The organism is Streptomyces sp. NPDC005402, assembly GCF_040606575.1.
GTDB lineage: Bacteria > Actinomycetota > Actinomycetes > Streptomycetales > Streptomycetaceae > Streptomyces.
The window spans coordinates 85,408-111,316 of sequence record NZ_JBEXFB010000010.1 but is presented as its reverse complement, the minus strand read 5'-3'; the positions used below and the strand labels follow the sequence as shown (position 1 = coordinate 111,316).

The following is a 25,909-nucleotide window of genomic DNA, read 5'->3' as shown; positions in this document are numbered from 1 at the left end:
TGTGTGACGCGGGTCATACGCACAGACTTCTGGAACGGCGTAATGCGCGGGCACCTGGGGTGGTCTGACTGCACAACGGCCACACCCGGCCCGTGCCCCCCGCCGACTTGGAGCCCCGCATGCACGTCACCCTCCAGCAGCCGACAGGCGCCCGCCTGATCACGGCCGCGCACCAGGAGCTCGCGATCCCCGCGACCCTGCGCTACACCTCCGCCGACCCGCTGGCCGTGCACATCGACTTCCCGCCGCACGTCACGGTCGACGGCGAGGCCACGACGTGGACGTTCGCCCGCGTCCTGCTGGGCGAGGGGCTGCGCGCACCGGCCGGCATCGGCAACGTCCGGGTCCGCCCGGCCGGTTCGACCCACGCGTACGTGGAGTTCCACGCTGCGCAGGGTGTGGCTGTGCTCCGGTTCGTGTCGGCGGACCTGACCCGCTTCCTGGCCCGCACGTACACGGTCGTCGCCGCGGGCGAGGAGACGGTGGGGGCCGAACTGGACCACGGGCTGGTGGCGTTCTACGGGGGCCGGGTGTGATCCGCGTCGGCATCCGGGGCCCCTTGTCGGCCCCGCACGCGTACGCCCTCGGCCACCGGTTGCGCGAGGTCCGCGAGGAACAGGGCCTGACGCGGGGGCAGGTGGCCGTAGCGGCCGACTTCTTCCCGGCGTGGGTCACCCAGATCGAGGGCGGCGAGATCCACGACCTGCAGACCCTGCGCGAGTACGCCCGTGCGCTGGGCGCCCGGATCAGGGGGACGCGGGCCGCACGGGTACGGCGTCCGTGATCACACCGGTCAAGAGTCCGGCGTCGACGTACGGGGCGGTCGGCGTCGGCTCGCTGTACCAGCGCAGTGGCCAGGTGTTCCCGTCCAGCGCGGGAATCCCGACGTACGTGACGGCGCGTGAGTAGGAAGTACATCCACCGGAACCCGGTCACCTCGCACACGACGGGCCCCGCGTCCCCGTCGGCGGCCTCGATGAGCCGGGCGGCGACCAGCTCTCCTCGTACGCCTTCGATCCGTACGGCGTCGAAGTGCACGCCCGCGAGACGGAGTTGGTGTCCGGAGGCCGGGACCCAGTCGAAGGGGTCGATCGCGTTCGTCATGGTCACACGGTGACGTTCACGGGGCTGGTGCCCAAGGGCGGTCTCAAGGGGCACGGCGAGTGGCCGGAAGTGGATGGTGTGCTGATGGCTGTCGAGATCACCTCGCACGACTCCGACACCAACCGGGGTGACCGGGTCGAGAAGCCCGACGGCTACGCCGCCGCCGGCATCCCCGTCTACCTCCTCATCGACCGCGACGCCTGCTCGGTCGTTGTCTTCAACCAGCCCGAGGACGGCCGGTTCCGGCACGAGGAGAAGCTGCCGTTCGGTGCCACCGTCAAGCTCCCGGAGCCCGTCGGCTTCGCCCTCGACACCGAGCCGCTGAAGGAGTTCGCGGACTGATCACAGCCCCCACAGCCCCTTGCCCACAGCCGTGACCCCGCCCAGCAGGGCGAGCGACAGCACCAGCAGACGGGCCTGCTTCTCCGGTGTCCGGGAGGCGAGGCTCCTGCCGATCAGGCCGCCCGCCCCCATCGCCGCGCACACCGAGGCCCACTGCGTCCCGGTCAGCCCCGGCACCCCGTTCGACGCCACCGAGAAGGCGTTCACGATCACGCCGTAGAACATCGCGTTCGGCACGAACTCCCGTACCGTCCACCCCGCGTTGAGGGCGTAGAGGGAGAACGGCGGGCCGCCCACCCCGGCCGCGGAGTTCATGAACCCGCCCGCCGCGCCCGCGAACACGGCGCCTCGGGTGCCATGCAGAGCGGCCGCCCTGGCGCCCCGCATGACGAGCAGCACCGCCACCGTCACCAGGCCGCCCATCATCAGCAGCAGCCACGACCGGGGGAGTCGGTGGGTAAGCCAGGTGCCCGCCGGGACCGTGCAGGCCGCTGCCAGGCAGAAGGGGAGCATCGCCCGGGGGCGTACCAGGCGCCATCCGCCGGCCAGGCCGACCAGGCAGATCACCCCGGCCGCGCAGTTGGCGAGGACCACCCCTTGCGCCGGGCCGAGGAGGAGGACCAGCGCGGGTACGGAGACCAGTGCGAAGCCCATCCCGGTGAGCCACTGGACGGAGGAGCCCAGCAGCACGATCCCCGCCAGAAGTAGGTCGTTCGTCACCGCCATGGTGTACCGCACTGCACCCCCGGTCCGGGAGAGCACCCCCTCGTGACCGTCCCTCGGAAACGGGATCGTTGATCTCGAAAGCGAATCCCTGAGCCGAAGGAAACGACCATGAAGTCGCTGCTCTCCTCCACCCCCGTCCTCTGGTTCCTCTTCCTGTTCAACCTCGTCGTCGCCGCGGCCGCGCCCTTCGTCGTGGACGGCGCGCAGGGTGTCATGACCGCCGTGGGGATGGGCGTGGTGTCGCTCGGGGCCGGGGTCGGACTGCTGCGGGGACAGCGACCGGGCCGTCACACGGCGTGATTTGGGCATCCGCTGTCCGTGCCCTGTATCTCGGCTGCACGGGCCCTAACCAGCGTGAAGAGAGGCTGGAGTCACTTCACAGCACCACCTCTCACCGCACTGGAGACAGCGATGACCCGTCGTTCCATAACCAAGCGCGCAGCCATCGTCACCGCGACCGCGATCGTCGCCGTGGGAACCGTCGGTACCGTCGTCGCCACCGCCGGGACGGACGCCGCGAAGAAGCCCACCAAGAAGGAGATCGCGGGCCTGTTCACCACCTGGAACGCGGCCCTGAAGACCGGTGACGCCGACAAGGTGGCGAACCTGTACGCCAAGGACGCGGTCCTGTTGCCCACCGTCTCCAACAAGGTCAGAACCAACCACGCGCAGATCGTCGACTACTTCGAGCACTTCCTCCCGAACAAGCCGGTCGGCAAGAAGGTCCAGACGATCGTCAACGTCCTCGACGCCGACTCCGCGATCGACACCGGTGTCTACGAGTTCACGCTCACCGATCCGAAGAGCGGCGCCAAGCGCGTCGTCGAGGCCCGCTACACGTACGAGTACGAGAAGCGGAACGGCGAGTGGAAGATCGTCAACCACCACTCCTCGGCGATGCCCGAAGGCTGATCTCCACCTTCAGCCCGCCCCCCGGCGCGTCCGCCAGCGTCACGGTTCCGCCGTCGTCGGTCACCAGCTGCTTGACGACGGCGAGGCCGAGACCGGAGCCGGAGCGCCCGGTGAGGCCCTGACCGCGCCAGAAGCGGTCGAAGGCGCGGGACTTGTCGGCATCGGGCATGCCGGGCCCCTCGTCGAGGACGGACAGCACCACCGTGTCCGCCCGGGACTCGATCTCGACGGTGATCCGCCCGCCGTCCGGCGAGACCTCCAGGGCGTTCGAGAGCACGTTGTCCAGCACCTGGTCCAGGTGACCGGGGCTGGCCAGCACAGACGGCCGGTCGTCGACAACACTCCCCCTGAGCGCGATGGTGACTCCGCGCTCGTCGGCGGCCGGCCTCCACACCGTCAGCCGTTCGTCCACGATCTCCCTGAGCGGCAGCGGCTCCGCGGCCGTCACCTTCGCCTCGGCCCGGGCGAGGACGAGAAGGCCGTTGACCAGGCGGCTCATCCGGACCACTTCCGCCGTCGCCTGCTCCACGTCCTCCCGTACGGACTCGTCGTCCACGCCGTCCGCGATGTTGTCCAGCGACAGGCGCAATGCGGTGAGCGGGGTGCGGAGTTGGTGCGAGGCGTCCGCCACGAAGATGCGCTGCGAGGCCACCAGCGTGTCCAGACGTTCCGCGCCCTGGTTCAGGGTGCGGGCGAGCGTCTGCGTCTCCGGCGGTCCGGTGACCGGGGAGCGCGCGGTCAGGTCGCCGTCACTGAACTTGCTGGCCATGGAGTTGAGTTCGCGCAGGGGCGCGGTGATCCGTCGGGCGGCGAACGCGCCGATCGCGGCGGCCGCGGCCAGCACCAGCACGGCGAGTCCGGCCCGGAAGCCCCAGATCTGCCACAGCCGCCTGGTCATGTCCGAGGTCGAGTAGACGACCCGCACGGCCGCGTCACCGTCGGCGGGGACGGTGACGGTCAGGTGTTTGCCCCAGACGAAGTCGGAACCCCAGTCGGTCGTCGCCTCGTTCTTCGCCACGGCCCGGGTCAGTGCCGCGTCCGGGGCGGGGGTCTTCAGCCGCGGGTCGCAGCTGGCGGTCGGGGTCGCCTGGACGTTGCCGTAGGCCCTGGCCACCTTGGTCAGCGCCTCGCACGAGGCCCGGTCGCCGTTGCCCAGCAGGATCGCCATGGTGTTCGCCTCGCGCTTGACGGACGACTCGGTGTCGTCGCGCAGCTGATCGGTGAGCGTGAAGGCCACCGGCACCGTGAACAGCAGGATGGCCACCGCGACCAGCAGGATGTAACTCCGGATGAGCTGCCGGTTCATGAAGTTCCGTCGTCCCCGGCGATCTCCAGCCGGAAGCCCACGCCCCGGACCGCCTCGATGACGATCGCCCCGGCGAGCTTGCGCCGCAGCGCCGCCACGTGCACGTCCAGCGTCTTGGTCGGCCCGAACCAGTTCGCGTCCCAGACCGCCTCCATGATCTGCTCGCGCGACATCAGGGCGCCCGGCTCCTCGGTGAGGAAGGCCAGCAGGTCGTACTCCTTCGGCGCGAGGGGCACCTCCTCGCCGTCGAGGCGGACCCGGGCGGACTTGCGGTCGATGGTCAGGCGGGAGCCGTACGTGTCGGGGCCCGCGGCGGCCTCGGTGCGGGGCTGCGCGCGCCGCATCACGGCCCGTATCCGCGCGATGACCTCCCGGACCCCGAACGGCTTGGACACGTAGTCGTCGGCGCCGAGCTCCAGGCCGACCACCCGGTCCGTCTCGTCGCTGCGGGCGCTGATCACGATGATCGGCACGTCACCGCGCTCGCGCAGCGCCCGGCACACGTCCAGGCCGTCGGTGTCGGGCAGACCGAGATCGAGGAGGACGACGTCGTAGGGGCCCTGGTGGCCGAGCGCGGCCCCGCCGGTGGAGACCCACTCGACCTCGAAGCCGTACCGGACCAGGCCGCGTCTCAGGGACTGGGCGACCGGCTCATCGTCTTCCACCAGGAGTACGCGCACAGTCGCACCCTAATCCTTGAAACTTAATTCACAGTTGTCACAGCGGCCCCACTGGTCCATGTGACGCGGTGCACTTTTCCCGAGGTCCGCGGATGGGCATGCGCTGACCTGGGCGTCCGAATCTCACGATGCGATACCGCGGAGGTGAAATTCGGGCGCTCGTTAAACTGAGCCGACACACACGGACTGAGCGAGGAGCGCACGTGGGCCTTGTCGTGCAGAAGTACGGAGGCTCCTCCGTAGCCGATGCCGAGGGCATCAAGCGCGTCGCCAAGCGAATCGTCGAAGCGAAGAAGAACGGCCACCAGGTCGTCGTCGTCGTTTCCGCGATGGGCGACACGACGGACGAGCTGATCGATCTCGCCGAGCAGGTATCTCCCATGCCTGCCGGGCGTGAGTTCGACATGCTGCTGACCGCCGGAGAGCGGATCTCCATGGCGCTGCTGGCCATGGCGATCAAAAACCTGGGTCACGAGGCCCAGTCCTTCACCGGCAGCCAGGCCGGCGTCATCACCGACTCGGTCCACAACAAAGCCCGGATCATCGACGTCACGCCGGGCCGTATCCGTACGGCTCTCGACGAGGGCAACATCGCCATCGTCGCCGGGTTCCAGGGCGTCAGCCAGGACAAGAAGGACATCACCACGCTCGGCCGCGGTGGTTCCGACACCACGGCCGTCGCGCTCGCCGCGGCGCTCGACGCCGAGGTGTGCGAGATCTACACCGACGTCGACGGCGTGTTCACCGCCGACCCGCGGGTGGTGAAGAAGGCGAAGAAGATCGACTGGATCTCCTTCGAGGACATGCTGGAGCTCGCCGCCTCCGGCTCGAAGGTGCTGCTCCACCGCTGTGTGGAGTACGCCCGTCGCTACAACATCCCGATCCACGTCCGCTCGTCCTTCAGTGGACTCCAGGGCACGTGGGTCAGCAGTGAGCCGATCGAGCAAGGGGACAAGAAGGTGGAGCAGGCCATCATCTCCGGTGTCGCGCACGACACCTCCGAGGCCAAGATCACGGTCGTCGGCGTGCCGGACAAGCCGGGTGAGGCCGCGGTGATCTTCCGCACGATCGCGGACGCCGAGATCAACATCGACATGATCGTGCAGAACGTCTCCGCCGCCTCCACCGGGCTGACGGACATCTCCTTCACGCTCCCCAAGGCCGAGGGCCGCAAGGCCATCGACGCCCTGGAGAAGAACAAGTCCGGCATCGGCTTCGACTCGCTGCGCTACGACGACCAGATCGGCAAGATCTCGCTCGTGGGCGCGGGCATGAAGACCAACCCGGGTGTCACGGCCGACTTCTTCACCGCCCTGTCCGACGCCGGGGTGAACATCGAGCTGATCTCGACCTCCGAGATCCGCATCTCGGTCGTCACGCGCGCCGACGACGTGACCGAGGCGGTCCGCGCCGTGCACAGCGCCTTCGGGCTCGACTCCGACAGTGACGAGGCCGTGGTCTACGGGGGCACCGGCCGATGACCGTACGTCCGACGCTCGCGGTCGTGGGGGCGACCGGGGCCGTCGGCACGGTCATGCTCCAGATCCTGTCCCAGCACGCGGACATCTGGGGCGAGATCCGACTGATCGCCTCCCCGCGCTCGGCCGGCCGCAAGCTGGCCGTGCGCGGGGAGCAGGTCGAGGTGGTGGCCCTGTCGGAGGAGGCCTTCGACGGGGTCGACGTCGCCATGTTCGACGTACCGGACGAGGTGGCCGCGCAGTGGGCGCCGGTCGCCGCCGCACGCGGTGCCGTCGTCGTGGACAACTCCGGCGCCTTCCGGATGGACCCGGACGTGCCCCTCGTCGTGCCCGAGGTCAACGCGCACGCGGCCCGGAAGCGACCGCGCGGGATCATCGCCAACCCCAACTGCACGACCCTCTCCATGATCGTGGCCCTCGGCGCGCTGCACGCCGAGTTCGGGCTGCGCGAGCTGGTGGTGTCCTCGTACCAGGCGGTGAGCGGCGCAGGGCGGGCAGGCGTCGAGACCCTGCGCCAGCAGCTGGCCCTGGTCGCGGGCACCGAGCTGGGCACGCACCCCGGTGACGTACGGCGGGCCGTCGGCGACAACACCGGGCCGTTCCCGGAGCCGGTCGCGCTGAACGTCGTACCGTGGGCCGGTTCCCTGCGTGAGGACGGGTGGTCCTCGGAGGAGATGAAGGTGCGGGACGAGTCCCGCAAGATCCTCGGTCTGCCCGCGCTGCCGGTCGCCGTGACCTGTGTGCGGGTCCCGGTGGTCACCGTGCACTCCCTCACCGTCCACGCCCGCTTCGAGGGCGAGGTCACCGTCCGCAAGGCGCGCGAGATCATCGCCACCGCTCCCGGGGTCGTCCTCTTCGACGATCCGGCGGCCGGGGAGTTCCCCACCCCCGCCGATGTCGTCGGCACCGATCCCACCTGGGTGGGACGGGTCCGGCGGGCCCTCGACGACCCGACCGCGCTCGAACTCTTCGTGTGCGGAGACAATTTGCGCAAGGGTGCCGCGCTCAACACCGCGCAGATCGCGGAGCTCGTGGCGGCCGAGTTCGTGTGACGTCCGTCCCGTGACGGATCTGTCGTACGCAGTTGTGCCCACCGGAAAAGTCCTGGCCGTGACCTGAACGCTTTGTAAGATCTGTGTGCGACATGTGGTGCGACTAATGGTCCGTACCACTTGATCCCGGCTCCCGGGCGTCCGAAGATTTTCCTCCCCGCTCTCCGCAACCGTGCGAAGGGCGGGGAGCGTCTTTGCGAACGCCCTTTCAGAGGGTGCGGGGATGCTTGCGAGGCGTGGGGACGCCTCGGTCATTGGACACAGGGGAAGAGCGGGTAGGGCATGAGCGCGTTCGACGCACGGTCAGTTGTGCTGCCTGAGAGAAGATGGACGGCCGCGTACAACCCTCACCGGGGTGAGCGTGTCCAACTGTCGTGGCTCAGGTACTCGACTTCCCTGCCGCGCCGAGCGGCGCGGCTGTCCTCCGGCCCCGCAGGCCCGGGGCGCCCGGTGGCATGCCGGTGATCGCCCCCATGCCCGCAGCGCGGCCCGCCCGCATACCCAGTCAGCGTGACGGCGCCGAGGACGTGACGGCAGCCGGTACCACCGTCGATCACCTCACCGAGACCTATCGCGCGCACTACCGCTCCCTGCTCGGTCTCGCCGCCCTCCTGCTCGACGACACCGCCTCCTGCGAGGACGTCGTCCAGGAGGCCTTCATCCGCGTCCACTCGGCACGCAAACGCGTCCGCGACCCGGAGAAGACCCTCGCGTACCTGCGCCAGACCGTCGTCAACCTCTCCCGCTCGGCCCTGCGCCGGCGCATCCTCGGACTCAAGCTGCTGTCCAAGCCGATGCCCGACATGGCGAGCGCCGAGGAGGGGGCCTACGACCTGCTGGAGCGCGACTCCCTCATCAAGGCCATGAAGGGCCTGCAGCGCCGCCAGCGCGAGGTCCTGGTCCTGCGCTACTTCTCGGACATGACCGAGGCCCAGGTCGCCGACACGCTCGGCATCTCGCTGGGCTCCGTGAAGGCGTACGGCTCCCGCGGGATCGCCGCGCTGCGGGTCGCGATGGAGGAGCCGGTGTGAGCGGCGACGACTCCGAGGGACGCCGTCCCTCCCACGAGCCTTACGAATGGCACGAGCCGACCTGGGTCGGCACGCAAGAGCCGAAGCAATCGCACGCTGGGAACGGAACTGTGAACCACGGCCCCGACGATCTGAGCTCCACGGGGGAGTTCGACTCGGACGAGCTGGCACTGCGACGGATGCTGCACCAGGCGGTCCAGGAGATGGAACCGCGCGACGGCACCCTGGACCATCTGCGCAAGGCGGTCCCCGCCCGGCGGGCGCGCAAGCGGCAGGCCGTCGTCGGCATGGCGGCCGCGGCCCTCTTCTTCGGCACCGCGATCCCCGCGGTCGTCCACGTCTCCTCCACCGGCACCAGTGCCAACACCTCCAACGCCGGGCACACCTCCCAGGTCCAGGGCGGCGCGGGCCAGGGCAAGCAGGAGGACGGCGGCGAGTCCACCGCCGGCGGCTCCCCGGGCAAGACCGAGGACAAGGGCAAGGGCGAGTCGAAGGGCGACGACAAGGGCAAGAACACGGGCGCGAGCACCGGCGCGAGCAGCGGCACCGACCCGTCCGCCACCACCTCCGCCGGCACCCCGGTCTGCACGGCCGCACAGCTCGGCACCCCCACGGCGAGCACCGCGGTGCCCGACGCCTCCGGGACGGTCTACGGGACGTTCCACATCACCAACGGCTCCACCGCCGCCTGCACGGTCACCGGGCCCGGCACCGTGACGCCGAGCGCGCAGGGCGCCGCGGACAGCGGCAAGATCAGCGCGGTCCGGCACGTGTCCGGGGACGCGGCCTCGGCGGGGCTGCCCGACCCGTCCCAGGAGGTCCCCCAGCTGCTGCTCCAGCCGGGCTCCTCCTACGACGTGAAGTTCGCCTGGGTGCCGTCCGAGACCTGTCCCACCACCACGGAACCCTCGACCGACCCCAGCCCCGACCCCACGACCTCCCCGGACGCCTCCGCCGGCGAGGGCTCCTCCACCGGCGGCGACACCGGCACCTCCACCCAGCTCCTCACCGACGGCGGCACGGCCGACGGCAGCGTCCTGGTGACGAACACGACGGAGGGCGGCGGATCCTCGGTGTCCACGACGGTGTCCAACGCGTGCGCGGGGGTCGTGTACTGGACGGGCGTGCTCACGTCGTCGTGACGGACCGCCGGAGGGGGTTCAGGCGGTCGCCTTCTCCTGCGGCTGCCGGTCCCGCTCCCGCTGCTCGTCGTCCGGGACGATCCCCAGCTCCGCGTCCCGGATGAACTCCACCTCGCGGCGCACCAGACGGAACCACATGAAGACCACGAACCCGGCGAAGACGAACCACTCGCCGGTGTAGCCGAGGTTCTGGAACGCCTTCAGGCCCAGTCCGCTGTCGGCCGGCGCGGTCGCCGGTACCGCCTTCATCCCGGAGTCACCGGTGTTGAGGGTCACCCACGCGTCGTACACGTCGTACGGCACGATGTTGATCAGCGAGGCCGCGCTGATCGCCGCGGTCTGCCCGGCCGGAAGCCCGCCCTGCGCACTGACGCCGTTGTCCCCCGGGGTCTCCGAGGCCTGCAGCGCGCCGGTGACGGTGACCTCGCCGTTCGGCGCGGCCGGGACCTTCGCCGGGTCGGGGGTGCCCGGCAGCCAGCCCCGGACCACGGGCAGCGCCTTGCCGCCGTCGGTGCGCAGCAGCGTCAGAACGTAGTAGCCGTCGCGGTCGTCGAGTTGCCGGTCGGGGACGAGCAGCTGCTTGTCGTACCGGCCGGTCGCGGTGACCTGCTTGCCCGAGGTCGCCTTGTCCACCGGCAGCAGCTCGGCCAGCGGCCGCGCGGCCTCCCGCTCGTCGGTGACGACCGACTGCTTCGCGTCCCGGCTCTCCGCCATCCGGTCCTCGAACCGGCTCAGCTGCCACGACCCCATGAAGACACAGAACGGGATGGCGAGCAGCACGAAGACGTTGATGCCGAACCAGCGGGGCGTCAGCAGAAACCGGTACACACTCCCACGGTACGGGGCCGCTCCGGGCCGCCGGGGCGCGGGGTCAGTACCGCTCGGTGAGGTGGTCCCGGCCCGCCGGGGGCTCGTACGGCTCCGGCCAGAAGTCCGTGACGGTCGATATCCGGCCGCTGTCGTCGCCGGTGAAGAACGAGATGGCGTACATCTCCTCCAGACCCACCGTGACGTGGGCCCAGGTGACGACCTGGCCCGGCTCGGCGACGATCCGCTCGATCCGCAGGTGCCAGTCGCCCGGGTACTCGCGGTTGAACTCGACGTACCGCTCCCGTCCGCTGATGCGCTCGCGGGTCTGCGGCAGGGTGTAGACGACGTCCTCGGCCAGGGTGTCCGCGAACGCGGTCCAGTCGCGGGCCTCGGCGAGGGCCCAGAAACGCTCCACGGTCTTGCGTAGATCGGTCATGGGGACGAGTGTGCACCCCGCCACTGACAACGGGTCCGGACGGCCTTTTCGACCAGCTCGGAAGGGGTTCGGGTAAGCGGCTGGTAGAAGTTTTCCACAGGCTGGGGACCTCGTCTGCGGATTGTCTGTGAGGGCAGGCAGTATGGGGTCATGACTGAGAGCAACGGGTCCGCCGCGGCCGGGCGGAACAACGAGATGCCGGACTGGGAGAAGCGCTTCCGCGCGCCCCGGGTGTCGCTGCCGGACTGGGCGGAGGACGCCCCCGACCGCTCCTTGTTCGTGTCCAACGCGACGGGGACGTACGAGCTGTACGCCTGGGACAGAGTCACCGGCATCCAGCGTCAGGTCACCGACCGGCCCAACGGCACCACGGACGGCGTGCTCTCCCCGGACGGCGCGTGGATCTGGTGGTTCGACGACAAGGACGGCGACGAGTTCGGCGTCTGGCGCCGCCAGCCCTTCGAGGGCGGCGCGGACGAACTCGCCGCGCCGGGCCTGGAGGCCTCCTACCCGGCAGGCCTGGCCCTGGGCCGGGACGGCCGGACCGCGGTCGTGGGCCGCTCGACCGACGACGAGGGCACCTCCATCCACCTCGTGCGCGACGGCGAGGACCCGGTGGAGATCTACCGGCACCGCGAATCGGCGGGCGTCGGCGACCTCTCCCACGACGGCTCGCTGATCGCGATCGAGCACACCGAGCACGGCGACGCGATGCACTCGGCGCTGCGTGTGGTGCGCCCCGACGGCAGGGCGGTCGCCGAGCTCGACGACACCGAGGGCGGCACCGAGGAACTGGGCCTGGAGGTCCTGGGCTTCGCCCCCGTCGTCGGCGACACCCGGCTGCTCATCGGCCATCAGCGGCGCGGCCGTTGGGAGCCGCTGGTGTGGGACGTGGCCACCGGCGAGGAGACCGACCTCGCCCTCGACCTGCCCGGTGACGTGGGCGCCGAGTGGTACCCGGACGGCACCGGTCTGCTCATCGTGCACAGCTTCGAGGCGCGCAGCGAGCTCTTCAGGTACGACCTGGAGAGCGGCAAGCTGGAGAAGGTCCCGACCCCGCCCGGCTCGGTGTCCGGGGCGACGGCCCGCCCCGACGGCAGCGTGGAGTACCTGTGGTCCTCGGCCGCCGAGCCGTCGGCGGTGCGCTCGACGACGGGCGAGGTGGTGCTGGACCCGCCGGGTCTGAGGTCTCCGGGTTCGGTGCCGGTGGAGGACGTGTGGGTGGAGGGTCCGGGCGGCCGGATCCACGCCCTGGTCCAGAAGCCGGCGGGGGCCACGGGGCCGCTGCCGACGGTCTTCGACATCCACGGCGGTCCGACCTGGCACGACAGCGACTCGTTCGCGGCGGGTCCGGCGGCGTGGGTGGACCACGGGTACGCGGTCGTCCGGGTCAACTACCGCGGTTCCACGGGGTACGGACGTGAGTGGACCGACGCGCTGAAGCACCGGGTGGGTCTGATCGAGCTGGAGGACATCGCGGCGGTGCGGGAGTGGGCGATCACGTCCGGCCTCGCCGACCCCGAGCGGCTGATCCTCACGGGGGGTTCGTGGGGCGGTTACCTCACCCTGCTCGGTCTGGGCACCCAGCCGGACGCGTGGGCGCTGGGCATCGCGGCGGTGCCGGTCGCGGACTACGTCACGGCGTTCCACGACGAGATGGAAGCGCTGAAGGCGATGGACCGGACGCTGCTGGGCGGTACCCCCGAGGAGGTGCCGGAGCGCTTCGAGGCGTCGTCGCCGTTGACGTACGTGGACCAGGTGAAGGCTCCGGTGTACATCTCGGCGGGTGTCAACGACCCCCGGTGCCCGATCCGGCAGGTCGACAACTACGTGAAGCGGCTGGAGTCGAGGGGTGCGGTGCACGAGGTGTACCGCTACGACGCGGGGCACGGCTCGCTGGTGGTGGACGAGCGGATCAAGCAGGTCAAGCTGGAACTGGACTTCGCGGAGAGGCATTTGGGGTAAACGGGGGAGCATTGTCGGCTGCGGGCCATGTCTTTCAGGGGCGCGGGGAACTGCGCGACCAGCCCCCACTCGCCCGCAGCCGCACAAGGACCGACCAGCCTTCACTCGCCCGCAGCCGCACAAGGACCGACCTGGCACGACGTACGCGTACGGCTATGTCCCCGCCCGCCCCCTGCGCCCCAGCAACTCCGCCAGCCCCCGCCGAGTCGCCGCCAGCACCACCCGGTCCGAGGCCTGAAGCACATACGTGTCCGGCAGATCCCACGCCAGGCCCGGAGCGTCCCCCGACTCCTCCCGGGCCAGCACCCGCCAGGACCCCGCCCGGAACGCCTCGCCGACCGTTTTCCCCTCCAGCTGCGGATGCCCGCCCACCTCCAGCGCCGCGAACAGCAGCACCCGCCGCTCGACCGGGAACGCCCCCAGGATCTGCCGCCCCATCATCGCCCCGGCGAAGGCGGGAGCCGCCAGATGGGAGACGCTCCGGCTGCGGGTGGAGGCATGGGGATGCGCGGCTCGCAGGGTCCGGTACACCGCCGTCGCGAAGTCGTCGTCGTACAGCCGCAGCACCACCCGCAGGTCGGGCCGCACGGCCCGCGCGTACAGCACGGCCTCCAGGTTCGTCGTGTCCGCGCTGGTCACCGCGAGCAGCGCGTGCGCGCGGTGGATCTTGGCGGCCTCCAGGACCCCCTCCTGGGTGACGTCCCCGAGCACCACGGGCACCCGCAGCCGTCGCGCCGTGGCCAGTCCGCGGGCCTCGGGGTCGGACTCGACGCAGACCACCGGGATGTTCAGCTCTCGCAGCCGCGTCAGCACCCGGGTGCCGATCTTGCCGAGCCCGAGCAGCACGACATGGCCGCTCAGGCCCCGGGGCGGTTTGCGCAGCGACGACGTGGTGCGGAAGGTGCCGAGCGCCTCCAGGACCGCCGCGAGAAGCACCGGAAGCAGCAGCAGCCCGGCGAACCCGGAGAGGAGTTGGAGGATCTGCCGCCCGACGGACTGGCCGAGCGCGGGGTCGTCGATCGCGAACAGGTCGAGCAGCGTCAGATAGAAGGCGCGCAGCGGATGGATCCCCGTCACCAGCCACAGCGCGACGGCGAGCGCGACCACGCACCCCACCATCCCGGCCAGCGACCACCGCAGCCGCCGCGAGAACAGCGAGGCGAACCACGGCATCACACCCCGCCCGTCGGGCAGCGAGGGCCCGGCGTACGACACCTGCTCCAGCACGACGGTCGCGCGCCCGCCGCCGTCCCGTAGTGCTGCCGCGTCCGGCAGCAGCGCCGGGCCCTGGTCGCCGGCGGGCCCGTGGCTGTCGGTCGGCGAGAGCAGGGCGAGTGTGGCAAGACCCGGATCGGCGCTCACACCGGACCCGGCCGGGGGCCGTTCGACCGCCCGCAGCAGCAGGCCGCCGGTCTGGAGGACCTTGCTGGTGCCGGTGAGGGCGGTGGCGGCCAGTGCGGGCGCGGCCGTGTCGGCGTCGGAGAGCACGGTCGTGGAGGCGTCGAAGCCGGTCCCGTCGGCCGGTCCACCGGAGGCCAGCACGGCGGCCTGGTCCAAGAGTTCCTCGATGTGCTGGCCCAGGCGCCGGTTGTAGAGCCGCAGGACGAGCCGCAGCCGGGGGTTGAGGCGGCGGGCGGTGAGGGCGGCGCGGATGTTGGTCTCGTCGTCGTCGTACACGAGCGCGAGCGCGTCCGCGCGTTCCACGCCCGCCGCGGCGAGCGCCGCCTCGTTCGGCTCGGCGGCCTCCATCAGCCGTATGCCGCCCGGGGATTCACCGGCGGCGACGACAGCGCCGTTGCCGTTGCCAGCGCCGTTGCCAGTGCCGTTGTTGTTGCCGGTCAGGCCGGCGGCCGCGGTGACCATTCGGTCGAGCAGCGCGGAGGCGGACCGGGCCCGTACCACCACCGGTGGCCGCACGGACCGTTCGGAGGCCGGGACGACGAGGGTGACCTGTTCGCCGTAGACCCCTCTGAGCTCGGCCGCCAGCCGGTGCGCGAGCCCGCCGTCCCCGCACACCACCATGTGCGCGGCCGCATCGCCCGGCAGCCCTGGACTCTGGTTCGGAACGCTCCCCACGAGGGAGAAGACTGCCTCACCGGAGCGGATGCCGCCACGTCCGACAGCCGATGAGCCCCTGTACCAAGAATTCCCCAAACCGCCGCGCACGCTGAGCAATCGGACCTTCGCTGTCGTATGCACAGACAGGGAAACCAGCACCTCACCACCGGAGGGATCCCGGCCGTGGCCGTCACCAAAGCACCTCCGCCCACGCGGGACACCGGCGAGGACCGGCGCCTGGCACCGGACGCGGAGGCACGGCGCCTCAACTCCCCCCTTGTGCTGACCCTGTTGATGCTGCTGGTGGTGCTGTGCCAGGGGCCGATCCGCGGGGCGCTGGGCGCGCCGGTCATGCAGAGCTGGATGACGGTGTTCGTCGCCGTGCTCGTCCAGGCGCTGCCCTTCCTGGTGCTCGGGGTGCTGCTGTCGGCGGCGATCGCGGTGTTCGTGCCGGCGTCGTTCTTCGCCCGCGCCCTGCCGAAGAACCCCGTTCTCGCGGTGCCGGTGGCGGGGGCGGCGGGCGTGGTGCTGCCGGGCTGCGAGTGCGCGTCCGTGCCGGTGGCGGGCGCGCTGGTCCGGCGCGGTGTCACCCCGGCCGCGGCCCTCGCCTTCCTGCTCTCGGCCCCGGCGATCAACCCGATCGTGCTGACGGCGACCGCCGTGGCCTTCCCGCGCGATCCCGGGATGGTCGTGGCCCGGCTCGTCGCGAGCCTGCTCGTGGCATGCGCGATGGGCTGGCTGTGGCTGCGGCTCGGCCGCACCGACCTGCTGAAGGAGCCGGCCCGGCACACGTACGAGGGTCAGGGCAAGGGTGCCGCCTTCTGGGGTTCGGTCAGGCACGACGTGACGCACGCGGGCGGTTTCCTGGTGGTGGGCGCGATGGCGGCGGCGACCCTGAAGGCCGTCGTCCCGCAGACGTGGTTGCGTACGGCGGCGGAGAACCCGGTGATCGCCGTGCTGGCCCTGGCCGCCCTCGCCGTGGTGCTGTCGATCTGCTCGGAGGCGGACGCGTTCGTGGCCGCCTCGCTCACCCAGTTCTCGCTGACCGCGCGGCTGACCTTCCTGGTGGTCGGTCCGATGATCGACCTCAAGCTGTTCGCGATGCAGACGGGCACCTTCGGCCGTGCCTTCGCGCTGCGCTTCGCGCCCGCCACTCTCGCCCTGGCGATCGTGGGCTCGGTCCTCACCGGGTGGGTGATGCTGTGAACCGGCAGGCACAGTCGGCGGTCCTGTTCGTCCTCGGCGCGGCCCTCCTGCACGCGGGCCTGACCGACCTCTACCTCCGCTACGTCAAGGCGGGCCTGCGCCCGCTGGTCCTGGCGGCCGGGGTCGTCCTCATCGCGACGGCGCTGGCGACGGCCTGGTACGAGTGGCGGGCCAAGCCCAGGGAGCAGGGGCAGGACCATGGCCAGGAGCATGGGCATGGGCATGGGGATGGACAGGACCATGGCCAAGGGCATGGACAGCGGCAGGGGCAGGAGCACGCCCACCGCGAACCCCGCGTCTCCTGGCTCCTCGTCCTGCCCCTCTTCGCCCTGATCCTCGTCGCCCCACCCGCCCTCGGCTCCTACAGCGCGATGCGTACGGGCACGGCCCTGCAGCAGTCGTACGGCTACGCGCAGCTCCCGAAGAGCGGGCCCCTGCGGCTCGGTCTCGCCGACTATGCGGGCCGCGCCGTCTACGAGCAGGGCCGGGGCCTGGCCGGACGGCAGATCACCATCACCGGGTTCGTCGCCCTGGACCACTCCGGCGCGCCCTACCTGGTCCGCATGGCCCTCAACTGCTGCGCGGCGGACGCCCAGCCGGTCAAGGTGGGCCTCACCGGGCAGATCCCGCCGGTCCTCAAACCGGACGGCTGGCTCCAGGTCACCGGCACGTACACACCCAAGCGCACCAAGGACGCGGTGAACGGCGGCCCCATCCCGTACCTCGACATCACCGACGCCAAGCCGGTTCCGACGCCACGCGACCCTTACGACGAGACCTGGAACAACTGAGCTTGTCGATGCCCTGTCCCCCCGTGACCCTGCCGTGGCCGAGGGCTGACATGATCACTTGGTATGGCCTGAACTCCCTGCCCGGCTGACGGACGGGTCCTGAGCGACTGGCGGCGCGTGCAGGGCGTGAGCGAAGATGGGTAACAACGGGGAGCCAACGGGGAGTTGGGTATGGCGGAGCAGTACAAGGTCGATCTGAGCGAGATCGAGGGCACGATCAGGAAGCTGAACCGTGCCATCAAGGACATGGGCACGTCGGGCGCGAACGCGAAGAACTCGACGTACCTGCCTGCCGGGGCGCTGGGCAAGAACTTCGGTGAGGCCGAAGCTCTGTACAAGGCCCATGAGCAGATGAAGGAACGCCTCTACGAGATCGTCGCGCACCTGGAACGGGTGCTGGACTCCTTCGGCCAGAAGACGAAGAAGACGCATGACGCGTACGCCGACGCCGAGGCGGAGAATCTCGCCGCGTTCAACAGGAAGTGAGCCGGTGTTCTGCTGCGCGGAGAGTCACATGAGGATGGGGGACGGTGGCTGTGGCCGATAAGGGTATCGACAACTTCGAGTACGTCCCGGCGAACCAGTGCTTCGCGGCGAAGCACACGACGCCGTTCGGAGTCGACTCCGACATGGACCAGATGAAGGAGATGGTCCGGGACGCGAACCCGGGAACCGTGAGGTCGGTCGCGGCGGGCTGGGCCCGGCTCGAGAAGGATCTGGTGGGGCCCGGCGGCGTGAAGGAGATCCTGGAGACCGCCGTGGAGCATGTGATGGCCCACTGGGAGGGCCAGAGCGCGGACCTGTTCCAGGAACAGGCGCGGATCATCGGCACGAAACTCACCGACAGCTCCAAGTACGCCCACAACGTCTCGCAGTCCCTCACGGGCGCCGCCGTGATTCTCGAGAAGGTCAAGCCAGAGGTCCTGGCGATGGAGAAGCCGGGCAAGGTCTCCAGCGCGGCGGACTTCATCGTCAACGGCGGCGACCGCAGCGGCGGCAAGGCCGCGGACGACGCCATCAAAGGCGGGGCGAGTTCGCAGGAGGCCCTCGACAGCTACGGGACCAGCCTGTCGGAGGGGCGCGAGGCGCAGCTTCGGATGGCTGCGAAGATGGAGGTCTTGGGGGCGGCTTATAACAGTCGGGCTGCGGAGATTGGGTCTTGGAAGCAGAAGGCGCCGGTGCTGCCTCCAGGTACCCACATTGACGACCACGAGGACTTCCCAGGTGATCCTGGCGGCGTTGCGCCCGCTCCCGTGGTGATCCCGGCGGAGCTTGCTCCTCGAAGCCCGAAGGCCGCAACGCCGGGTACTGTCCGCGGCGCTCAGGTCGGCCCGATCAGCTCGTCGAAGCCCGTTGCACCGCCGTCGGGCGTCACGGGTGGCGCGCACAAGCCGACCGTGTCACAGCCCCAGGTCGGCACGGCGATTGACGGCATCTCCGGTGGCCGCACGGGCGCGCCTGGGGTGGGCGGTGTCGGCCCGGTCGGCGGCGGATCCGCTGTCGGCGGGGGTATCGGTGGCGGTGCCGGTTTCGTCGGTGGCGCGGTAGGCGGGGCGGCTGGTGCCGCCGGTGCCGCGCGCGGCATGGCTGGGCGTGCCGGGGGCATTGGTGGCGCTGCCGGTGCGGGTGCTGCTGCCAGGGGCGGTGCGGCGCGTGCCGGAGGCGCGGCCGGCCGCAGTGGCGGTGTGGTCGGTGGCACACCCAGGGCGGGTGCGGGTGCGGGTGCAGGCGCGGGCCGGGGCACGACAGGTGGTTCGGGCCTGCACAGCAGCCGCGGTGCTGCGGGAGGGGGAGGAGCCAGCGCGGTCCGCAAGGGCGGTGTCGCAGGCGCTCCGGGCTCTCGCACCGGTCGCCGCAAGGACGAGGAGCAGCGCGAGGGCGAGCGCCCCGACTACCTGGTCGAGGACGAGGAGACCTGGACTCCGCAGACCAACACGGCGCCTCGGGTCATCGAGTAGCCGCTAGGCGCTTACCGGCACATGACAGGATGCGTGGGCGTGGCCTTCGGGTCGCGCCCACGTTTGCGATAGGAGAGGGAGACGGAATGGCCTTCACACGAACGGTGCGTGTGCTGGGCGCCACGGCACTGACGGGCGCGCTGATCCTGGCGGCGGCGCCCGCCGCTTCCGCCGACCAGACTAGAAGCGCTCAGTGGGCCTTGGACGTGCTGCAGGCCGACTCTGTGTGGAAGTTCTCTACGGGCAAGGGGGTCACCGTTGCCGTCATTGACACCGGCGTGAATGCAGAACATGTCGACCTCAAGGGCAGCGTTCTTCAGGGAAAAGATTTCGTTGATGGCGACGAAGACGCTTCTCCGGCAGCGTCAGATGAGGATCCGACGCACGGGACAGGGATTGCCTCGATCATCGCTGGCCACGGGCATGGTCCGGGTGCAGCTGACGGCGTGATGGGGCTGGCACCAGGATCCAATATTCTCCCGATTCGGGACAATATTGCGAGTGACGGCAGTCTCGCCGATGAGATTCGTTACGCGGTGGATCACGGTGCTTCAGTCATCAATATCTCGTCATACGTCACTGCGGATAATGTCGCGGACCGTGAGGCAGTCGCGTACGCAGCAGAACATGATGCACTGATCGTGGCTGGTGCCGGAAACCAGAATAAATCTCCGGAAATTCTCTACCCGGCAAAGTATCCAGGCGTTCTGGCCGTTGGGGGAGTGACGCAGGATGGAACATTCTGGGAAGGTTCGAATTATGGTCCCGAAGTTCTACTGACCGCGCCCGCGACACGCATTGTGAGTGCATCGTGGCCCGGAAACAAACTCCGTATCGCCGATGGCACTTCAGATTCCACTGCGTTTGTTTCTGCAGCCGCCGCTTTGCTCCGCTCAAAGTTCCCGGACCTCACGGCAGGTCAGATCGCGAACCGTCTCACCAAGACGGCCGTCCTCCCCGATTCCGCCAAGGGCCTTTCCCTCCCCGACGAGAAGTACGGCTACGGAGAAATCCGCCCCCTCGCCGCACTGACGGAAGACATCCCCGCAGGCTCGAAGTACGGCCCCCTCAAGGCCCCGACGGCTGCGTCTACGTCCGCGAGCCCCTCCGCCGCTCCGAGCGCCGGTAGCAAGTCCGACGCCGACTACGCCGCAGAGGCCGAACAGGCAGATCAGAAGCAGACGCTCTTCCTCGTCATCGCCGGTGTCGTCGCCCTGGCCGTGCTCGCCCTCGTCGTGTTCCTGATCGTCAAGCGGTCCCGGCGCGACAAGAACAACAGCGGTGGGCCGGGTGGCCCGGCGGGCTATCCCCAGTACGGCCAGCAGCCGGTGCCTCCGCAGCAGTACCCGTACCAACAGCAGCCTGTATCGCCGCAGCAAAATCCGTACCAGCAGCCCACTCCACCCCAGGGTCAGTGGCCGCCCCAGCAGTAGCCACCCGGATAGAGCCCTGACCACCAGCGGGCGTGATGCGACCAGGCATCGCGCCCGCTCGGCGTTCCCGATGGATTGCCCAGTCAGACCTTGATGCCGGTGGCCTGCCCGTCGCACAGGATGGCCAGGAAGTCAGGATCAAAGGTGAGATCGGCCGACGCTGATCGATGGCAAGGATGCAGGCGCGTCCGTGCGGGTCGACTGCCTGAGCCTGGAGGAGTGGGGTGATCAGTCCCGGACTCTGGAGGAGCCTATGGCGGTGGGGTGGGCGCGCGTCTTGAGGCTGCCTACGAAGGTGGCGAAGACTCCGGTCGGGAAGTTGAGGGTTGCCCTGGTCGGTGTCTTCGAGTCGCGTATCGCCACCTGTGTTAGGTCGTTCGCGACTTCCACGCAGGAGTTGCCGTCACCTGGACCCGAGTAGGACGACTTCCGCCAATTGTCGGGGGTGCTCATGAAGCGCCTCACAGCTCTTTCGTCAGTCCGTGGATGAGGTCACGCGAACCCTTGGGGTCGAGTGACGCGCCTTCCACCTTACGGAAGAGCGTTCGAAAAGCGCCGAGTTGCGCTTCGGAATCGATGAGGGCTGTGCCGTGCGGTGCGTCGCGTACGACGGTGTCCAGCTTCTGTACGGCGCCTCCCGCGTACACCATGGCGCTCGCGGCGCCGGCGAAACCGTCCAGTGCGAAGGGGATGATCCGTACGGTGGTGTTGTCGGCTTCGGAGAGTTCGACAAGATGCGCGAGTTGCGCTCGTGCGGCGGCGCGATCGCTGACGTTGATGCGTAGGGCCGCCTCGTGGATGACCGCTTCGTACGGAGTGCTTTCAAGGATCACCTTGCGCTGCATCCGGTGGCGAACACGCAACTCAAGCTCCTCCTGGGGCAGCTCAGGCACCCGGTACGCGAAGATTGCGCGGGCGTAGTCCTCCGTCTGGAGCGGGCCAGGGATGAACAGGAACTGCACCTCCCTCAGGTACGAGGCGTGGTGCTCCAACTCGGCGAGGTCGAGAAAGGGCGCGGGCAGCACACCCCGGTAATCGGTCCACCAGCCACGTGTCCGGTCAGTCGCCATGGAGACCAGGGCATCGACGAACTCCGCGTCCGTACAGACGTAGTGAGAGGCAAGGCTGCGAAGTCGTTTCTCGCTCACTCCCGCGAGGGCTGACTCGATGTGAGTGATCTGCGCAGGGCTCACACCGAGCAGAGCCGCCGCCTGGCGGGCGTTCAGGCCTGCGGCCTCTCGCAGTCTGCGCAGCTCAACCGCCAAACGCATCTGACGTGCTGTCGGCTCGCGCCTCAAGGCCATTGACTGCTCCCTGCTCCCAACGCGCCTGTGTGCGCGACTCGTTCGGGGGTCAGATTACGTGACCGACTTGCGAGACATGTAGATATAGACCTACCGTCAGTGACGCGACGCATACGCTGCGGAATTCTCGGGAGCCCCGGAAGCGCACCGCCCCGTCCTGCCATGACGGCTGCGGCACTGCCACCGCCCGTCATTCGCTGATTCCGAAACCCCGATCACCGAACGGAAGCTGACGCATGCCTGAAAACGACTCCTGGGAGTACACGCTGTACGTCCCGAACGACCTCCGAGCCGTCACCATCAGCCGCCGCACCCTCCGTCTGATCCTCACGATGCACGGCCTGATCCACCTCGTCGACGTCGCGGAGCTGCTCGCGGCGGAGCTGGTCACCAATGCGGTACGTCACACGAAGGGGCCCGCTGCCCTCAGGGTGCGCTGGTCGGCGGGGGCTCTGCGGATCGGGGCATGGGATGCCGACCCGGAACCGCCGGCACCTCCAAGGGAGTTGGAGACGATCACCGAACTGGAGGCGGGTAGGGGGCTCGCGATGGTCCGGGCCTGCGCCGACCTGTGGGGATGGCAGCCCTTGTCGAGAGACGGCAACCGAGGGAAGTTCGTATGGTGTGAGCTGGCCGCGGCCTGACGGGCTTGGTCGAGGATCTCCTGTCTCAGAAGTCGGTGGTTCGACAAGCCGGGTGACTGGAATGGGTCTGACGAACCATCGGCAGGCGCGGTGGGAGGAGTACCTGAAGCTACCCGTCGATCCTTGCCTTAGCAGCCGTTGGCTTTCGCCACGACAGGGACGATCTCTTTCAGCAATTGCGTGAGCGACTTTTCTTCCGAGGACAGGTCCTTGGGGTAGTACGCAACGACCTCCACAGAGAAGCTCTTCCGTGGCAGACCGTCCGTGTCCGACGGGTGGCCGGGACACGCTTCCGTCGCCACAGCACCGCGGGAGTACACGGCGACATCGCCCGAGGCGGCGACTGTGACCTTCGTATCTCCGCGCCCGTACTGGGTGGCCCTCCCCTGTGCTATATGGCGGGCAGTCGGTGTGTCCTCGTGGAAGAAGTTACTCACCAGGAGCGTCTTGGTGCCGTCGACTGCGTAGTCGCACCCAGAGGCATATTTGCCGTTGTCGAGGGCGTTGCCCGTTTTCGTCAGGTTGCCGCCGGGTGGGAAGAAGGGCTTGATGACTCCCTTCCCGAGGTGCGCTCCGCACAAAGTGGCAGGCAAGGCGTATTCGACTTCGGGTTTCTTCTCACCAGAGCAGGCTGTAAGTAAAAGTGTGGAGAGTGACAGCACTACGCAGCCGAGTCGACGCAGGGGGATGTTCAACATCCGTCAGCTTTTGCGGCTGCGGGAAGAAACTTCTTCATAAAGTGAGTGAGTTTGGTCTGCGCTTCCTGCCAGTTCTTAGGATTTCCGATGCTCGCCGTTATCGCGTAGCTGTGGGCTTCCTCGCCGTCAACATCCGACGGAAGCCCCGAGCACTCCGCCACGCCTACCGCATGTCCCCTGTACGTAGCGATGCGGCCGGAAGAGGCGACCGTAACCTCGTTGTGCTGGCTGTCGGGGACGGATTTCATGAGGACTTCCTGGGCCGTCAGCTTCTTCTGGTAGCGCTGGTCCGAGAAACTGAGCGCGGTATTTCCGTCTACCAGATAGGAACAGGCGGACTGGTCCTGGCCGTCCGCAAGGGGCGCGCCGGTCTGTGTGAGTTCTTTCCCAGCGGGGAAGAGTGGTTCAATCACGTCCCGGCTGACCGATACTCCGCAGAGACTTTCCGGCAGTGTGTATTCCACCTGCTGCTCGGTTGAGCATCCGGGCAGAAGTGCCAACACGCCTAGGAGCGCCCAGACTGGCCGTTTCGGAATCCGCCGACAGTCATCCATGGCGCGCATCCTCCCACTTGGCTCCGGCGGCATGGCTCTGGAAGGCCTCCCCTGCTACCTCGTTCTTGATGTCGCGCACGGTGTCGGCGTTGTAGCTGCCACGCTGTGCTGCCTGCTCGACAGCGGCCTGCGCCGACCTCTGCGCCTGTTGACTACCGTTGGTGTAATCCCGGCTTGTTTCGTCCTGAGCCTGAGTGGTCGTGTCCCGTTGGATGCTGTCCATCACGCTCGACTGAATGTCCTCGATCGCCCAGCCTGCAACGTCGCCGACGACGGGCACCTTGATGGCACCTGTGGCCAAGCCCAGACCCCGGCCGACCCACTTGCTGGCTGTCTCAGCCGATTCGTTGAAATCCGCGTCCTTGGCTCGATGGGTTTCGAAGATCGCATCCGCGCGGGCTTCACTCATGATGCCGGCGACGGTAGCGCCGGGACGGACAGCGTTGGACGCCCGAGCCTCGGCGGACACGGTGGAGTCGGTGTCGGCGTTCATGGCCCGGTCGACCTCAGCCGTGGTGTACGCCTGCTGTGATGCGGTGATCGCCGCGTATGCATCGGGATCCTGACCGACTTGGGACAGAAACGCCTCAGTGTGCGCGGGATTGAGTTCTGCAGCGGAGCCGAAGACCGGCAAACTCTCCTGGGTGGAGACGGCCCGCTGAACATCGCCCATGTACTCGGCGGCGATGTTGCCGAGGCTGTCGCGGGTGGCCTCATAGGGCGCGCCGTCTTTACCGTTGAGGAGTTCAGAGCCTCCGTCGCCGCCGAACTTGTCCACGATCTGACGGGCCAGACTGGCCTGGTCGGCGGTGTGTGAAACAGAGTCGGCGTTGTGGTCGCCGTCCCACGGGCGGCCGGTCGTGGCTGCCTCCAGCGCATGCCCCAGCGCGTCCGGGAAGTCCTTCGTCGACTTTCCCGCGGCGTCCGGATCGTGCCCCGTGATGTCCGGGAACGACTCGTAGTCCTTGTTGACCAGGTAGTCCAGGTAGCTGTTGGCGCCGCCGACCTCGATTGCCTGCCGCTCGCCGCCCTTGGGAGTGCCGTCCTCGGCGTACTCCTGCCAGGGCGGGGAGAAGTAGTCCGTGGCGGCCTGCGGACTGTGCCCCAGTGCCTCCAGGACGCTGTTCATCGGGTCGTAGCCCGCGCCGTTCTTGCCCGAGGGGTTGAAGCCGTACATGGAGTCGCCGAAGTCGGCCTTGGTGCCGGCGAAGAAGTACGGGTCCTTGGCGTGGAGTTGGGTGACGTGTTCCGCGATGGGGGTCAGGAAGCTGGAGTCGTAGTCGCCGTAGCGGAGGATGCCGCCGAGGAGTTGGTAGCCGTAGGGGCCCTCGTTCATGCTGTCGGGGTACAGCTTGACGTGCTGTGTGCCGAGCCGGCGGAACTCCGCGGTCCACTGCTCGGACAGGTGTGGCTTCTTGTCCGGGTCGGTCGCGGTGGCCAGCGTGTTGCCCATGTTGCGCTGCATCTCCCGTAGCAGCGCCTTGCGTTCGTCGCTCGCGTCGGAGGTCTGCAGGGCGAGCTGGCCGTAGAGCTGGAGGCTGCCCTTCTGGCCGAGTTGCTGGTAGAAGTCGGTGGAGAACTCCGCGTCGCCCCGGTTGGACTTCATCAGGTGGTTCAGCTCGGTCAGTTCGGTGTCGGTGAGCTTGTCGCCCTTCTTCATCAGCTCGGCCGCGTGGGTGGCGTCGGCGGCGTCGAGGGAGGTGACGACCTTGGCGTTGAAGTCGTCCGAGCGGCCGCCCAGATCGCGGCGCAGCGCCCAGCAGGCGCTCTCGTCGGCGTCGGCGGCCTGCTGCAGGACGGCTTCGATACGGCGGACCAGTGCGTCGCAGGCCTGCTGCTGCTCGCGGATGAGGGCCTGGCCGTCGGGGTCGTGGCGGGCGGCGCCGTGGGAGAGGTCGTTGCGCGGGGTGACGATCCCGGTCGCGCTGACGTGCAGGTCCTGCTTCTTGGCCTCGACGTCGGCGAGGTGGTGGAGGTCGTTCTTGGCCTTCTGCAGCGCGGTGTGCAGGGTGCTGAGGACACCGGCGATGCCGGTCGCCTCCGCGTGGGCGTCGGAGAACTCCTGGTGGGCGGCGCGTACGTCGCTGTCCGCCTTGGCCGCGGTCAGTACCGGCTGCCGCCAGCCCGCCTGCTTGAAGGGCCGGGCGACCTCGTCACCGAACCCGGTGTGCAGCTGCTTGAACTTGGTCGCGGTCTCCTCCCAGCGGTCGGCGGCGGCTTTGAGGTTGCTGAGGTTGAGGTGGTAGAGCTGCTCGTACGTCGGCATGGCTGCGGTGGGT

At 69.1% G+C, this 25,909-nt stretch carries 27 protein-coding genes and 1 pseudogene; 16 read left to right on the top strand and 12 right to left on the bottom strand.

Annotated features, from left to right (window positions below; all coding sequences use genetic code 11):
• The first annotated feature begins 119 nt into the window (after window positions 1-119).
• On the top strand, window positions 120-536 hold the full coding sequence (locus tag ABZT02_RS20840; protein ID WP_356019445.1) for an SsgA family sporulation/cell division regulator: 417 nt from the start codon (window positions 120-122) through the stop codon (window positions 534-536).
• Window positions 533-784 (top strand): helix-turn-helix transcriptional regulator, encoded by a 252-nt coding sequence (locus tag ABZT02_RS20835; RefSeq protein WP_356019444.1) that lies wholly within the window; start codon window positions 533-535, stop codon window positions 782-784. The genes ABZT02_RS20840 and ABZT02_RS20835 overlap by 4 nt, the downstream gene beginning before the upstream one ends.
• Here ABZT02_RS20835 and ABZT02_RS20830 read toward each other — a convergent pair.
• Window positions 747-1,110 (bottom strand): annotated as a pseudogene (locus ABZT02_RS20830) (hypothetical protein). The gene ABZT02_RS20835 and the pseudogene ABZT02_RS20830 sit on opposite strands and share 38 nt — an antisense overlap.
• 3 nt (window positions 1,111-1,113) lie before the next feature.
• On the opposite strand from ABZT02_RS20830, the gene ABZT02_RS20825 reads away from it, so the two are divergent.
• On the top strand, window positions 1,114-1,446 hold the full coding sequence (locus ABZT02_RS20825; protein WP_356019443.1) for a Uma2 family endonuclease: 333 nt from the start codon (window positions 1,114-1,116) through the stop codon (window positions 1,444-1,446).
• Here the strand turns inward: ABZT02_RS20825 and ABZT02_RS20820 are convergent, their stop codons facing one another.
• Window positions 1,447-2,172, bottom strand: coding sequence for a sulfite exporter TauE/SafE family protein (locus ABZT02_RS20820; protein ID WP_356019442.1), 726 nt, complete (start codon window positions 2,170-2,172; stop codon window positions 1,447-1,449).
• Between the two features lie 108 nt (window positions 2,173-2,280).
• On the opposite strand from ABZT02_RS20820, the gene ABZT02_RS20815 reads away from it, so the two are divergent.
• Together ABZT02_RS20815 and ABZT02_RS20810 are read left to right on the top strand one after the other, a co-directional pair.
• On the top strand, window positions 2,281-2,472 hold the full coding sequence (locus ABZT02_RS20815) for a hypothetical protein (RefSeq protein WP_356019441.1): 192 nt from the start codon (window positions 2,281-2,283) through the stop codon (window positions 2,470-2,472).
• A gap of 111 nt (window positions 2,473-2,583) precedes the next feature.
• Entirely contained in the window at window positions 2,584-3,084 is a 501-nt protein-coding gene (locus ABZT02_RS20810) for an SgcJ/EcaC family oxidoreductase (protein WP_356019440.1), read from the top strand.
• Here ABZT02_RS20810 and ABZT02_RS20805 read toward each other — a convergent pair.
• Window positions 3,050-4,390, bottom strand: coding sequence for a HAMP domain-containing sensor histidine kinase (locus ABZT02_RS20805; RefSeq protein ID WP_356019439.1), 1,341 nt, complete (start codon window positions 4,388-4,390; stop codon window positions 3,050-3,052). The genes ABZT02_RS20810 and ABZT02_RS20805 overlap by 35 nt on opposite strands.
• Window positions 4,387-5,070: a response regulator transcription factor gene (locus ABZT02_RS20800; RefSeq protein WP_356019438.1), complete on the bottom strand. Its 684-nt coding sequence runs from the start codon at window positions 5,068-5,070 to the stop codon at window positions 4,387-4,389. The genes ABZT02_RS20805 and ABZT02_RS20800 overlap by 4 nt, the downstream gene beginning before the upstream one ends.
• A 203-nt stretch (window positions 5,071-5,273) precedes the next feature.
• Here ABZT02_RS20800 and ABZT02_RS20795 point away from each other — a divergent pair, with 203 nt between their 5' ends.
• From ABZT02_RS20795 to ABZT02_RS20780, 4 genes are all read left to right on the top strand, one after another.
• Window positions 5,274-6,551, top strand: coding sequence for an aspartate kinase (locus ABZT02_RS20795; RefSeq protein ID WP_355749197.1), 1,278 nt, complete (start codon window positions 5,274-5,276; stop codon window positions 6,549-6,551).
• A complete protein-coding gene (locus ABZT02_RS20790; protein ID WP_356019437.1) occupies window positions 6,548-7,600 on the top strand; it encodes an aspartate-semialdehyde dehydrogenase in 1,053 nt (350 codons plus the stop codon). Before ABZT02_RS20795 ends, ABZT02_RS20790 begins: the two co-directional genes overlap by 4 nt.
• A gap of 374 nt (window positions 7,601-7,974) precedes the next feature.
• Window positions 7,975-8,631 carry a SigE family RNA polymerase sigma factor gene (locus tag ABZT02_RS20785; RefSeq protein ID WP_356019436.1) on the top strand — a complete coding sequence of 219 codons (657 nt, stop codon included), beginning with the start codon at window positions 7,975-7,977 and terminating at the stop codon, window positions 8,629-8,631.
• A 110-nt stretch (window positions 8,632-8,741) separates the two neighbouring features.
• Window positions 8,742-9,773, top strand: coding sequence for a hypothetical protein (locus ABZT02_RS20780; protein WP_356019435.1), 1,032 nt, complete (start codon window positions 8,742-8,744; stop codon window positions 9,771-9,773).
• Window positions 9,774-9,791: 18 nt separating this feature from the next.
• Here the strand turns inward: ABZT02_RS20780 and ABZT02_RS20775 are convergent, their stop codons facing one another.
• Together ABZT02_RS20775 and ABZT02_RS20770 are read right to left on the bottom strand one after the other, a co-directional pair.
• Window positions 9,792-10,601 (bottom strand): SURF1 family protein, encoded by an 810-nt coding sequence (locus ABZT02_RS20775; RefSeq protein ID WP_356019434.1) that lies wholly within the window; start codon window positions 10,599-10,601, stop codon window positions 9,792-9,794.
• A gap of 43 nt (window positions 10,602-10,644) precedes the next feature.
• A complete protein-coding gene (locus ABZT02_RS20770) occupies window positions 10,645-11,019 on the bottom strand; it encodes a nuclear transport factor 2 family protein (protein WP_356019433.1) in 375 nt (124 codons plus the stop codon).
• A gap of 150 nt (window positions 11,020-11,169) precedes the next feature.
• Here ABZT02_RS20770 and ABZT02_RS20765 point away from each other — a divergent pair, with 150 nt between their 5' ends.
• Complete coding sequence (locus tag ABZT02_RS20765) at window positions 11,170-12,984, top strand: prolyl oligopeptidase family serine peptidase (protein WP_356019432.1); 1,815 nt, start codon at window positions 11,170-11,172, stop codon at window positions 12,982-12,984.
• A gap of 153 nt (window positions 12,985-13,137) precedes the next feature.
• Here the strand turns inward: ABZT02_RS20765 and ABZT02_RS20760 are convergent, their stop codons facing one another.
• On the bottom strand, window positions 13,138-15,006 hold the full coding sequence (locus ABZT02_RS20760) for an NAD-binding protein (protein WP_356019652.1): 1,869 nt from the start codon (window positions 15,004-15,006) through the stop codon (window positions 13,138-13,140).
• A 219-nt stretch (window positions 15,007-15,225) separates the two neighbouring features.
• On the opposite strand from ABZT02_RS20760, the gene ABZT02_RS20755 reads away from it, so the two are divergent.
• From ABZT02_RS20755 to mycP, 5 genes are all read left to right on the top strand, one after another.
• Window positions 15,226-16,248, top strand: coding sequence for a permease (locus ABZT02_RS20755; RefSeq protein WP_356019651.1), 1,023 nt, complete (start codon window positions 15,226-15,228; stop codon window positions 16,246-16,248).
• Window positions 16,245-17,039 (top strand): TIGR03943 family protein, encoded by a 795-nt coding sequence (locus tag ABZT02_RS20750; RefSeq protein ID WP_356019431.1) that lies wholly within the window; start codon window positions 16,245-16,247, stop codon window positions 17,037-17,039. Before ABZT02_RS20755 ends, ABZT02_RS20750 begins: the two co-directional genes overlap by 4 nt.
• 171 nt (window positions 17,040-17,210) lie before the next feature.
• On the top strand, window positions 17,211-17,525 hold the full coding sequence (locus ABZT02_RS20745) for a hypothetical protein (protein ID WP_356019430.1): 315 nt from the start codon (window positions 17,211-17,213) through the stop codon (window positions 17,523-17,525).
• Window positions 17,526-17,668: 143 nt separating this feature from the next.
• Window positions 17,669-18,997, top strand: a complete 1,329-nt coding sequence (locus ABZT02_RS20740) for a hypothetical protein (protein WP_356019429.1) — start codon at window positions 17,669-17,671, stop codon at window positions 18,995-18,997.
• Window positions 18,998-19,083: 86 nt separating this feature from the next.
• A complete protein-coding gene (mycP, locus tag ABZT02_RS20735) occupies window positions 19,084-20,430 on the top strand; it encodes a type VII secretion-associated serine protease mycosin (RefSeq protein ID WP_356019428.1) in 1,347 nt (448 codons plus the stop codon).
• A 228-nt stretch (window positions 20,431-20,658) separates the two neighbouring features.
• On the opposite strand, the gene ABZT02_RS20730 is transcribed toward mycP, so the two are convergent.
• Window positions 20,659-20,883, bottom strand: a complete 225-nt coding sequence (locus ABZT02_RS20730) for a DUF397 domain-containing protein (protein ID WP_356019427.1) — start codon at window positions 20,881-20,883, stop codon at window positions 20,659-20,661.
• An 8-nt stretch (window positions 20,884-20,891) separates the two neighbouring features.
• Window positions 20,892-21,734, bottom strand: a complete 843-nt coding sequence (locus tag ABZT02_RS20725; RefSeq protein WP_356019426.1) for a helix-turn-helix transcriptional regulator — start codon at window positions 21,732-21,734, stop codon at window positions 20,892-20,894.
• A gap of 236 nt (window positions 21,735-21,970) precedes the next feature.
• Between ABZT02_RS20725 and ABZT02_RS20720 the strand changes: the two genes are divergently transcribed.
• Complete coding sequence (locus tag ABZT02_RS20720) at window positions 21,971-22,378, top strand: ATP-binding protein (protein WP_356019425.1); 408 nt, start codon at window positions 21,971-21,973, stop codon at window positions 22,376-22,378.
• Between the two features lie 128 nt (window positions 22,379-22,506).
• Here ABZT02_RS20720 and ABZT02_RS20715 read toward each other — a convergent pair whose 3' ends face one another.
• The 3 genes from ABZT02_RS20715 to ABZT02_RS20705 all read right to left on the bottom strand — a co-directional run bounded on the left by ABZT02_RS20715 (window position 22,507) and on the right by ABZT02_RS20705 (window position 25,896).
• Window positions 22,507-23,076, bottom strand: a complete 570-nt coding sequence (locus ABZT02_RS20715; protein WP_356019424.1) for a hypothetical protein — start codon at window positions 23,074-23,076, stop codon at window positions 22,507-22,509.
• Window positions 23,070-23,540, bottom strand: coding sequence for a hypothetical protein (locus tag ABZT02_RS20710; RefSeq protein ID WP_356019423.1), 471 nt, complete (start codon window positions 23,538-23,540; stop codon window positions 23,070-23,072). Before ABZT02_RS20710 ends, ABZT02_RS20715 begins: the two co-directional genes overlap by 7 nt.
• An 82-nt stretch (window positions 23,541-23,622) precedes the next feature.
• Window positions 23,623-25,896, bottom strand: coding sequence for a DUF6571 family protein (locus ABZT02_RS20705; RefSeq protein ID WP_356019422.1), 2,274 nt, complete (start codon window positions 25,894-25,896; stop codon window positions 23,623-23,625).
• Between the last annotated feature and the right edge of the window lie 13 nt (window positions 25,897-25,909).